Here is a 4,627-nt window from a genome sequence, read left to right on the forward strand (position 1 = left end):
GATCGAGCTGTAGCCGACGTCGTTGCCGTCGTGCCGGGCGCGCAGGCCGAAGACGCCCTCCAGCAGGCGCTCCTTGACCGGGCGGTCGGCCGGCAGGACCCGGGCGACGTCCTCGAAGCCGTGCACCGTGGCGTCGATCGCCTCCTGCAGCTGCGCGATCTCCCACTCGTCCTTGACCAGCTTGAGCTCGGAGATCACCCGGGCCAGGTCACGGTCGCGGCGCACCGACGGGTCGGGCTCGTAGGCGAGCACCGCGCGGTCGACTGCCGGGTCGAGACCGCGCAGGACACGGGTACGCGCCGGCGCGCAGTCGGCCAGCGCCCGGCCCAGGTCGCCGTAGGGCGCGGTCTCGACGGCCAGCTCCGTCGACTTCTCGGCCAGCGTGTGCCGGCGGCCGACCCACAGCTCGCCGTCGCGGCTGCGGAAGAACGCGTCGGTGTCCTTGGAGTTGCGCTGCTTGGTGTAGAGGATCGCGTCGTGGCCCGAGCCGGTCGGCTTGAGCACCAGAACGCTGTCGGGGTCGCGGTCACCGGTCAGGTAGACGTGATCACTGCCGGGGCGGAAGTGGTAGTCGGTGTCGTTGGCCCGGACCTTCTCGTTGCCGCTCGGGATGATCAGCGTCTCGCCCGGGAAGGCGGCGGAGAGCTCGGCGCGGCGCTTGGCGTAGTTCGGGCCCTCGGGCAGCGGCGTCACGGCGAGCGCGTCCTCCCGCCAGCCGCCGCGCATGAACTCCAGGAACGCCTCGGGGTAGTCGGGGTCGTGCGACTCGGTCTTGACCGCCGGTTGCGCCTGCTGCGACTCGGCCATGGTGGGTCCTCCCGTTCCTTCGCGTCCCACCCTGACCGTATCAATGCCGGACGGGTCAGCCCGGCAGGGTGAGGCAGGCCACGCGCTCGCCGGCGGTTCCTGCCAGGCCCGGTTCGGTACGCGTTCGCGTCATGTGCACGATCACCGAGCGTGGCGGCGTGAGCTCGTCGAAGGCCCACTCCTGCACCGCCGTCGCGGTGGCCGCCCCCTCCCGGTCGGCGGTGAAGTCCAGCCACACCTCGTTCTCGGGATTGGCGTAGGCGGGGTCGGGGCCGGATGGCGACGCGGATCCGGACGGCGTGGAGGTGGCCGGCTTGGAGGTGGCCGGCTTGGAGGTGGCCGACTTGGAGGGAGTCGGCTTGGCGGAGGCCTGCTTCGAGGGGGCCGGCGTGGAGGCGGACGGCGTCGGTGACTGCTCATGCTGGTAATGCGGGCCGGCCGCGGCCGGGTCCGGGGTGCACGGCTTGGTGTGCAGATGTGCGCCGTAGGTGCGCCGCGGCAGCATCCCGGTCACCGCCAGCCGCACCGTGATCCCGCTCGCCACCCGGGCCGTCGTCACCTGCGCGGTTGCGCCCACCGGCACGATCCGCGGGTCAAAGGTGATCGCGGTCGTCCCGTCCTCGGTGAACGTGCCGGAGGCGAGCGTCTCGGGCATCGCCATGTCGTCCGGCCCGAACAGCCCGCCCGTGGACATCGGCGCCGGCTCGGCGATCGGCTCGACCGGCCGGAACGGCTCGGACGGGGTGGACCCGGCGCAGCCGGTGAGCACGACGGGCAGGGCGAGGATCACGAGGCGGCGCACTTCGAGATCATGTCAAAATCGGACTAAACAGGCGAGCATCCCCCTGGCTTTTTGCGCGGCCGGGCGTAAGGCTTAGCGGCAACGAGAGGAGCGCGGCATGGGCTACGCGGTCGTCATGGGGGAGTCGCTCGTCGATCTGCTGGAGACCGGCCAGGACGGCGAGTTGATCTACCGCCAGGCGATCGGGGGCGGTCCGCTGAACGTCGCGGTCGGCGCCACCCGGCTCGGCGGGGACGTGCAGTTCGCCGGCACGCTCGGCAACGACATCCTCGGTGACCGGATCGCCCAGTTCCTGCGTACCGCCGGGGTCGGGGTGCGGCTGCTGAAGCGGGTGCAGGTGCCGACCACGCTGGCGGTCACCACCTTCGAGGGCGCCGAGCCGACCTTCACCTTCTACGGCGAACCGCCGTCGTACTCGCTGCTCGAGGCCGCCGATCTGGACGCCGGGCTGCTGGCCGGCGCCGACGTCGTCTACACCGGCTCGATCGCCCTGCTGCGCGAGCCGTTCCGGTCCGCGGGGCGGGCGGCCTGGCAGGTGGACGGCCCGCTGAAGGTGTTCGACCCCAACGTGCGGCCGACGCTGCTGCCGGACGCCGCCGCGGTGGACGCGTTGCGCACGCTCGTCGAGGAGTTCTTCGCCACCGCCGACCTGGTCAAGATGAGCCTGGCCGACGCCGAGGTGCTCTACGACGGCGCCGCGGCGCCGGCCGCCGCCGAGCGGGTGCTCAAGCTCGGGGCCAGGGGCGTCTTGTTGACCTGCGGGGCCAAGGGCGCGTACGTGGCCGCGCACGACGGCGGCGCGATGCTGCCCGCGCCGGCGGTGAACGCCGTGGACGCGACCGGCGGCGGCGACTCGGTGATGGGCGCGCTGATCCGGCGCCTGCTCGCCGACGGGATGCCGCCCGGCGTGTCCGGCTGGGAGCGCAACCTCCGCTTCGCCCTCGCGGTCGCCGGCCTGGTCTGCGAGCGGCACGGCGGCGCGACCGCGATGCCGACGAACGAGGAGCTCACCGCCCGCTGGGGCGCCCTGGTCTGACGAAGTGGTAGCCCACGCGCCTTTGCGCCCGTGGAATGCGTCTGTGGGCTACCACTATTTTGCTTGGCGCTATCCGAGGGCCTTCTCGATGAAGCGTTGACGGTCGAGCAGGGCCCTCTCGACGCGGACCTCGGCGACCACCGCCTCGCCGTCGGTCACCGTCACCTCGAAGGTCAGCTTGCGGCCGTCCACCTTGGCCAGCGTCGCCGTGACCTGCACGGTGCGGCCGACCGGGGTGGGCGCCCGGTGATCGACCTCGGCGCGGGTGCCCACCGTGGTCAGACCGCCGGGCAGCTGCCGCGCGGTGGCCGCCACCGTGGCCGCCTCGGCCAGGGCCAGCACCCGTGGGGTGCCGAGCACCGGCACGTCGCCGGAGCCCAGGGACTGCGCGGTGTCGGCGTCCGTGACGGTCAGCTCCAGCTTGGCGCTGAGGCCGGGGGCGAACTCCGGGATGTCCATGCCCGGATCCTACGGGCGTTGCCACATCGAGTGGTCCTCGCCGGCCGCGGACTCGACCGCGCCGGCCGCCGTGGGCGCGACCTCGCCGGTCATCAGCGGGGCCGGGCCGCGGGCGACCCGGGCGCGCTCGGCCAGCTCGTCGGCCAGCGCCCAGGCCTCGCGCAGGTCGCGGTCGTGGGCCACGCCGGCCCGCCCGCCGGCCGTGTCGGCGTAGACGGTGGCCAGGCCCAGCCGGCGCTGGATCGGGCCCTGGATGACCCGGACGCTCTGCAGGCGGGCGTAGGGGACCAGGGACAGCTCGCGGGTGAGCAGGCCCCACCGGGTCACGAACACCTCGGGATGCAGGCCGGCGCCCAGCCGGCGCAGCGCGAACGGGTGCAGCCACCGGGCCCGGTCCGGCGGCGGGGTGGTCGGCAGCGCCATCAGGTCGACGCCGGGCAGCACGTCCCACACCAGCGCGCGGCCGGTGTCGTTGTCGCCGACCGGGAGCAGCCGGTCGGAGCGCTTGTCGTTGCCGTTGCCCGGGCCCGCGTACCCGGCGATGTCCAGCCGCAGGTGCAGCCAGCGCTTGCCACGCCAGAGCAGCGGCCACGTCACGCCCACCGACTGCACCCGGTTGAGCGGCACCACCTGGCTGCGCGTCTCCAGCAGCCCGTAGCGCACCACCAGCCGGCCGCCGGCGTCACGGGCCAGCCGGAAATCCCAGTCCTGCAGCACCCGCCGCACCGGCTGGAGCAGCACACCGGCCATCGCCGTGAACGTCGACGCGATCCCGATGAACGTCCACGCCCCCTCCAGCACGAACTGCATGACCACGAACGCCACACCGAACGGCAGGAAGAACGCCTGCGGCGTGAGCAGCTGGCTGATCACCACGTCGCGGTTGCGCACGCGCAACATCGGGCGTTCCAGGGCGGGCGCGCCGGGGGCGGCGACCGCCGGGCCGTTCTCCACCCCTGCGGTACGCCCGGCGAGCGCGAGCAGCCGTTCCCGCAGCGCCGCGGCGTCCCGGACCGTCAGGAAGGCCAGCGGCGCCTCGGTCTTGCCGCCGCCGACGACCTCGAGCCGCAGCTCGGCCAGGCCGGTGAGCTGCGCCAGCAACGGCCGCCGCAGCTCCACGGCCTGCAGACGCTCCAGGGGGATGGCCCGGTTGCGGCGCCAGAGCAGGCCGTCCTGGATGCGCAGCTCACGGCCGACGACGTGGTAGCCGGTGTTCAGCCAGTTGATCAGCGAGAAGATCACCACGGCCACCGCGAGCGCCAGCACGACCAGGGCGAACTTCTCGAAGCCGATCTGCGCGAGCGTCTGCCACGACAGCGCGACCACGATCACCACGATCGACTTGGCGCCGTGCAGGACCGGGCTCAGCGGATGCAGCCGCTTCCTCGGCTCAGTGCCACTACCGGCCGCTGAGCCTTCGGCAAGGGCGGAGAACCCCGGCCCCTGCGTTTACGGTATAACTTGTCTACCTCTATGACTTCTCCACTTTCTTCGTCTATGAGCCTCTGAGAGCCTTTATAGAC

5 protein-coding genes and 1 pseudogene are annotated in these 4,627 nt (G+C 72.8%); 1 reads left to right on the forward strand and 5 read right to left on the reverse strand.

Annotated features, from left to right (window positions below; genetic code table 11):
- Both AB0M20_RS28510 and AB0M20_RS28515 read right to left on the reverse strand, forming a co-directional pair.
- Window positions 1-807 (reverse strand): aminopeptidase P N-terminal domain-containing protein (locus AB0M20_RS28510; RefSeq protein ID WP_364303374.1); only part of this gene is annotated, 807 nt, incomplete at its 3' end.
- A gap of 55 nt (window positions 808-862) precedes the next feature.
- Window positions 863-1,609, reverse strand: coding sequence for a hypothetical protein (locus AB0M20_RS28515; protein ID WP_364303376.1), 747 nt, complete (start codon window positions 1,607-1,609; stop codon window positions 863-865).
- A gap of 97 nt (window positions 1,610-1,706) precedes the next feature.
- On the opposite strand from AB0M20_RS28515, the gene AB0M20_RS28520 reads away from it, so the two are divergent.
- A complete protein-coding gene (locus AB0M20_RS28520) occupies window positions 1,707-2,645 on the forward strand; it encodes a carbohydrate kinase (RefSeq protein ID WP_364303378.1) in 939 nt (312 codons plus the stop codon).
- A gap of 69 nt (window positions 2,646-2,714) precedes the next feature.
- Here AB0M20_RS28520 and AB0M20_RS28525 read toward each other — a convergent pair whose 3' ends face one another.
- The 3 genes and pseudogenes from AB0M20_RS28525 to AB0M20_RS28535 form a co-directional block, all read right to left on the reverse strand.
- Entirely contained in the window at window positions 2,715-3,104 is a 390-nt protein-coding gene (locus AB0M20_RS28525) for a hotdog domain-containing protein (protein WP_364303380.1), read from the reverse strand.
- A 9-nt stretch (window positions 3,105-3,113) separates the two neighbouring features.
- Window positions 3,114-4,481, reverse strand: coding sequence for a PH domain-containing protein (locus AB0M20_RS28530; protein ID WP_364303382.1), 1,368 nt, complete (start codon window positions 4,479-4,481; stop codon window positions 3,114-3,116).
- Between the two features lie 68 nt (window positions 4,482-4,549).
- Window positions 4,550-4,627: pseudogene (locus AB0M20_RS28535) on the reverse strand (replication/maintenance protein RepL); the annotation flags it as partial.

Source organism: Actinoplanes sp. NPDC051633, from assembly GCF_040681735.1.
In the GTDB taxonomy this organism is placed as follows: Bacteria; Actinomycetota; Actinomycetes; order Mycobacteriales; family Micromonosporaceae; genus Actinoplanes.

Excerpts from the sequence above, each read along its gene's own strand:
- AB0M20_RS28525 (WP_364303380.1), bottom strand. The coding sequence starts at position 3,104 with ATGGACATCCCGGAGTTCGCCCCCGGCCTCAGCGCCAAGCTGGAGCTG.
- AB0M20_RS28520 (WP_364303378.1), top strand. The coding sequence starts at position 1,707 with ATGGGCTACGCGGTCGTCATGGGGGAGTCGCTCGTCGATCTGCTGGAG.